Here is a 6,000-nt window from a genome sequence, read left to right on the forward strand (position 1 = left end):
ATTTTTAATGTTATACATATCTGGTTACTTATGTGATGTGGGCTAGTAAGATAGTGTACGCACACATGATTGCCAGCTTTGACTCATACTCGCTAAAAAAAGAAAAGATGAAGTTTCAAATTCTGAGCGTTTACGTACCCGAAGATATAAATTATTTTAATTAACAAGTTTTAAATGGAAAATAATTTTAAATAATATTTAAGGCATTTTAGTCATATCCATATGAAGCATAGCCCAGCGATGGCCATCAGGATCTTCAAAGCCAAAGGCATACATCCAGCCTTGGGCTTCCATTGGTTCGGTATATATCTTGCCACCGGCATTACGGACTATCTGACACATTTCATCTACCTCTTCCCTGCTATCTGCGTCAATATTTAATAAAACTTCTGTCCCTTTACTGGTATCTGATACTTCATGACCCGTAAAATGTTTAAATGTATCTTCTGGAAAAAGCATCATCACGACCTGTTTTTCTCCGATAAAAAAGCTCGCCATGTGATCAGCGTTTTCATGCATCGGATTCGGGGTAAAACCAATTTCTTTATAAAATACCTTTGCTTTTTGGATATCTTTCACTGGAAGGTTAAACCACATTTGTCTTGCTCTCATCAGAATAAAGTTATGTATTGCAATTTATAAGATTCAGATTTTCATTTCAATACCGACTGTAATTCAACCCAAACATTTTCTGCCAGTATTTTTTGTCCTTCCGCAGTAGGATGTATGCCATCATCCTGGTTGAGCCTAGGTACCCCACCTACCCCTTCCAGCAGAAAAGGTACATATGCCATGTTGTTTTTCTCAGCAAGTTTTTTGAACATTTCCCTAAAATCAGCAGCGTACTTCTGACCCATGTTTGGTGGCACTTGCATCCCCGTTAACACCAGCTTAACCTGCGGATATTGCTTTCGTACTTTGTCAATGATAGCTTGTAGGTTGGCCGTAGTTTCAGCAACAGGAATGCCTCTTAAACCGTCATTAGCCCCTAACTCCAACACAAATACAGCGACTGGCTGCTTAAGCAGCCAGTCGATCCTGCTTCTGCCTGCAGCCGAAGTCTCTCCACTCAGTCCCCCGTTGATCACTTTATAGGGTAAATCCAGAGAATCTATTTTATGTTGTATTAGGGCAGGATAAGCCTCATTTTGATCGAGGCCATAACCCGCCGTAAGACTTGTTCCAAAAAAAAGAATATTTTGCTCTTTTACCGGCACATCGGTAGAAACAGGAGCGTTTTCTGCAGGCCTGACATTCATTTGTCCGTTATCTTTATTTTCATTATTACTACATCCCGAAAGCAGGATACCACATATAGCCAAAGTACTGATACAATTAATACGTAACATATATTCGATAAATAAATCTAATTTAGTAATTACTGGTTTAACCTTTTAATATAAACAGTTTAACTGATTACTGTGTATCTTTAACAGTTGATCAGGCGTTATGTTTAATAACTATCCGATTAAAAAAACCTTTAATCTTAGGTCATCAAAAACTATTATTTGTTGAAATTAACGATTCATCCTTATATGTCTGCAGAAAATATCCTTCATATTGAAAATGTCTATAAAATATATAACAGTGCGGGTAAAGAGCTTACTGTACTTAATAACATCAACTTTTCAGTCGCTGCCGGTTCAACGTTAGCCATTACAGGTCCTTCTGGCAGTGGGAAAACCACCCTCTTGGGTCTTTGTGCAGGGCTTGACAGAGCAAGTTCTGGCACGGTGATGCTGAATGGGATCAATTTAGATAAGCTAAATGAAGATCAAAGGGCTGCAGTGCGGAACCGTTATGTAGGTTTCATTTTTCAAAACTTCCAGCTCATGCCTACCCTCACAGCTGTCGAAAATGTGATGGTACCGATGGAGTTAAGGGGTGAAAAAAATATCCGCCCCATTGCAATGGATTTATTAGATAAAGTCGGACTTGCAGAACGAGCCCATCATTACCCGGTGCAGCTATCAGGTGGAGAGCAACAAAGGGTTTCTATTGCCCGTGCTTTTTCAAATAAACCGGCTATACTTTTTGCTGATGAACCTACAGGAAACCTGGATGCAGAAACCAGCGAAAAAGTCGAAAAACTGTTGTTCGATCTCAACAGGGATGCTGGCACTACCTTGGTCATTGTTACCCATGATCAGGAACTGGCATCACGCACCAGCCGGATCATAAAAATAAAAGGAGGCATGATACTTTCAGATGAAACAGCATATGCCTGAGGACAAAACATTATTTAACAGGCCTGTAAATGTAAGGTGGCTATTTAAAATGGCCTGGAGAGACAGTCGTCGCAACAGGTCACGGTTATTACTATTTATTTCATCCGTCATTTTGGGTATAGCAGCACTAGTTGCCGTATATTCTTTTAGGGATAATCTGCAGCGTGACATAGACAACCAAGCAAAAATCCTTACCGGTGCAGACCTGATCATTGATACCCGCAAGCCTGTAAGCAAAATGGCTAAAGCCATGCTGGATACCCTTGGTAATGAAAGGGCTACTGAAAGAAGTTTTGCTTCCATGATTTATTTTGTCAAAGATCAAGGCAGCAGGCTGGTGCAAATCAGGGCATTAGAGGGAAATTACCCCTTTTATGGCGACATCGAAACAACACCTGCACCCGCTGCAAACAGTTTCAGAGAAGGAAAAAAGGCGTTAGTAGATAAAACTTTGATGCTTCAGTTCAATGCTAAAACCGGTGATTCTATTAAAGTCGGTGCCCTTACTTTTGTGATTGAAGCTGCTTTGGATAAAGTACCCGGACAAACGGGCATTACTTCCACCATTGCCCCTGTTGTTTATATCCCTTTAAAGTACCTTGAGCAAACCGGACTAACTAAAATAGGCAGCCGCATTCATTATAAGTATTATTTCAAATTCAATAAGCCTTCAACCGTAGAAAGCCTGGTTAAAAAAATACAGCCGCAACTGGATAAAGAAGGCCTTGATGCCGAAACCGTAGAATCAACCAAAGAAGATACTGGTCGCTCATTCAGGGATGTGAACCGTTTCCTTGCCCTTGCAGGTTTCGTAGCGCTATTACTTGGCTGTATTGGTGTAGGAAGTGCCATCCATGTTTACATTGGTGAAAAGCTCGGTACCATAGCGACATTACGCTGTCTGGGGGTCAAAGCCAGAGAGGCCTTTTTAATTTACCTGATCCAACTATTTTTCATTGGCTTGATCGGTGCAGTAGCCGGTGCTATACTGGGTACTTTCATACAGTACCTGCTGCCTGTGGTTTTAAATGATTTTCTACCGGTAGAAATCACCATGAAGGTCTCCTGGTCTGCCATAGCGCAGGGCATTGCTTTGGGTGTCATCATTTCTATCCTTTTTGCGCTGCCATCGCTGCTCTCCGTACGCCGCATTTCCCCTTTAAATGCTTTAAGACTATCATTTGAGAAGATACACCAAAATATAGATCCTTTAAAATGGATTGTTTATTTATTAATCGTGCTATTTGTATTTGTATTCACTTATTTACAAATGAATAACTGGCTGGAGGCCATGGTATTTACCCTTAGCATCCTAATTGCTTTCTTACTGTTGTTTACCTTATCCGGACTGTTAATGTGGATGGTACGCAAGTTAATGCCTAACGGAGTAAGCTATTTATGGAGACAAGGATTTGCCAACCTTTATCGCCCTAACAACCAGACTCTAATGCTTACTGTTTCTATTGGGTTGTCTACAGCATTTATCTGTACGCTGTTCTTTGTACAGGGCATCCTGATCAACCGGGTTACTTTATCTGCAGGTGAAAAACAGCCCAATATGGTGTTGTTTGATATTCAAAACAGTCAAAAAGCAGCACTTGCCCAGTTAACCACCGATTTTAAACTTCCAGTGATGAACCAGGTGCCGATCATTACCGTGAGGATAGTAGAAGTTAATGGTAAAACAGCAGCAGATTTAGCAACAACTGACAGCCTCCAAAATTCAAAGCAGGACACCCTTGCTCCCTCCCAGCGTGCTTTTAGAGGAGAATTGAGAGTAACTTTCCAGGAAAAATTAACTGAAGCGGAAAAAATTGTAAAAGGAACCTGGACAGGCAAGGCTAATTACCCTGAGGAGCCGGTGTACATCTCTCTGGAAGAAAACTATGCAAGACGCATCAATGTTCAAATTGGTGATACACTTACCTTTAATGTACAAGGTGTATTGATCCCTACTATTGTTGGAAGTTTAAGAACGGTGAACTGGAGCAGGATGCAAACCAATTTCCGCGTGGTATTCCCTGCAGGTGTGCTTGAGGATGCGCCACAGTTTCATGTGTTGATGACACGTGTGCCTTCCAGTGAAGCCTCGGCCAGCTTCCAGGCAGCGGTGGTCCGCGGTTTTCCTAATGTATCGGTTATTGACCTGGAATTGGTATTGAAGGTGCTTGATAATGTACTTTCAAAAATTAGCTTTGTCATCAAGTTTATGGCCGCATTCAGTATGGCCACAGGTTGGATAGTACTAATTTCAGCGGTACTCACCAGTAAAACGCAACGCTTACAGGAAAGTGTATTGTTGCGGACACTTGGAGCCAGCAGAAAGCAGATTTTGACCATAACGGCATTGGAGTATTTATTTTTGGGAGCCTTGGCTGCCGGAGCTGGTATGATCCTTGCCCTGGCAGGAAGCTGGGCGCTTGCAACCTATAGTTTTGAAACCAGCTTTACGCCACCATTATGGCCCATTGCCATCCTATTTTCCATGATCTGTTTGCTTGTGGTTATTACCGGCGTATTCAGCAGTAAGAAAGTATTTACGCACCCTCCATTGGAAGTATTGAATTCTTAAAGCAAGTTTAGACGCTGTGATTGTATGAACGGGCTGGAGAGATACGGGTCTTCACTCAACCTTTTCTTGCTATACTTGTTTATGCTTATATGAAACCCGGAATTTTTCACCTGATCGTATTCGCAATTTTAAGTTCTTCTTTGAGCTCCTGTAATGAAAAAATCAGCAGCGCCTTGTTCAAAAAGCCGAGCCCACACGAAGCTTATGAACAGAAATTAAGAGCTGCAGGTTTAAGCGGCAGTACCTTGTATCAAAAATGGGTAAACGCTGCTGAAAGAAGTATGAAGCAACCCATGAAAATTAGTATCCCCTACCTGGAAAAAGCCTATTTCACCAGTGAAAATCCGGAAGCTACCGGTTTTTTATTTGAAGCAAAAAACGGTGAGCAGCTACAGGTAAATATAACCTTACAGGGACTTGACAGTGCCCGTTTTTTTATCGATCTCTTTAAAGTTCTACCAGACACCAGCAGCGCTTATGAATATCTTCAATCCCTCAAAGACGGTGATACTTCCCTTACTTATAATATCGAGGAAAATGGAAACTACCTGCTCCGTATCCAACCAGAATTACTGGTAACCTTCTCTTATGAATTGCAGCTAAGGGCAGGACCTTCCCTCGCTAACCCGGTTGCAGCAGCTAAACAAAGCATCAGCAGCCTTTTTGGTGACGGCAGGGATGCTGGGGAAAGAAAACACGAAGGCATAGATATATTTGCATCGCGTGCTACCCCTGCAGTGGCTGCAGCTAAGGGCACCATCAGCCACGTAGGTATCAATAATTTAGGCGGTAAAGTCGTATTTCTGAAACCTGATGACCGGTCTATTAATTTGTATTATGCACACCTCGACAGTCAGCTGGTGGCCGCCGGACAACATGTTTCCATGGGTGATACCGGTTCCCTTTCCTTTCTTCAGGTGTTCCCTTACTGATCATCAGTAGAAAGCTGAAAAATGAGGCTGAGCAAACAGCGACCTGACAGGGACCTGCTACTGACCTGGTACCGGAAAACCGATGAAAGTCCGGTCTCAGTACCGACTTAGGTATGCCTTTGTTTTTAGGGACACTTAAGTGATCGGTCAGTGTAACCTTAATGATCGTATGACCATCAGTCTTTTGTGAATAAACTCAAAAAGATTTTACACATGATTTAGAGAAACTAATCCTAAATTCCCGTTAAAAGAAAGAGCCTGATCATGA

The 6,000-nt window shown here is 41.8% G+C and carries 5 protein-coding genes; 3 read left to right on the forward strand and 2 right to left on the reverse strand.

All coding sequences use genetic code 11. The features are described 5' to 3' along the window. Positions 1-198 precede the first annotated feature (198 nt). Both WG905_RS07445 and WG905_RS07450 read right to left on the reverse strand, forming a co-directional pair. Entirely contained in the window at positions 199-612 is a 414-nt protein-coding gene (locus tag WG905_RS07445) for a VOC family protein (RefSeq protein WP_339591080.1), read from the reverse strand. A 41-nt stretch (positions 613-653) separates the two neighbouring features. After that, complete coding sequence (locus WG905_RS07450) at positions 654-1,349, reverse strand: arylesterase (RefSeq protein ID WP_339591081.1); 696 nt, start codon at positions 1,347-1,349, stop codon at positions 654-656. Positions 1,350-1,511: 162 nt separating this feature from the next. On the opposite strand from WG905_RS07450, the gene WG905_RS07455 reads away from it, so the two are divergent. From WG905_RS07455 to WG905_RS07465, 3 genes are all read left to right on the forward strand, one after another. Beyond that, on the forward strand, positions 1,512-2,228 hold the full coding sequence (locus WG905_RS07455; protein WP_339591082.1) for an ABC transporter ATP-binding protein: 717 nt from the start codon (positions 1,512-1,514) through the stop codon (positions 2,226-2,228). Beyond that, positions 2,209-4,800 carry an ABC transporter permease gene (locus WG905_RS07460; RefSeq protein WP_339591083.1) on the forward strand — a complete coding sequence of 864 codons (2,592 nt, stop codon included), beginning with the start codon at positions 2,209-2,211 and terminating at the stop codon, positions 4,798-4,800. The genes WG905_RS07455 and WG905_RS07460 overlap by 20 nt, the downstream gene beginning before the upstream one ends. 89 nt (positions 4,801-4,889) lie before the next feature. Then, on the forward strand, positions 4,890-5,732 hold the full coding sequence (locus WG905_RS07465; protein ID WP_339591084.1) for a M23 family metallopeptidase: 843 nt from the start codon (positions 4,890-4,892) through the stop codon (positions 5,730-5,732). Positions 5,733-6,000: the final 268 nt, after the last annotated feature.

This window comes from Pedobacter immunditicola, from assembly GCF_037482985.1.
GTDB lineage: Bacteria > Bacteroidota > Bacteroidia > Sphingobacteriales > Sphingobacteriaceae > Pedobacter > Pedobacter immunditicola.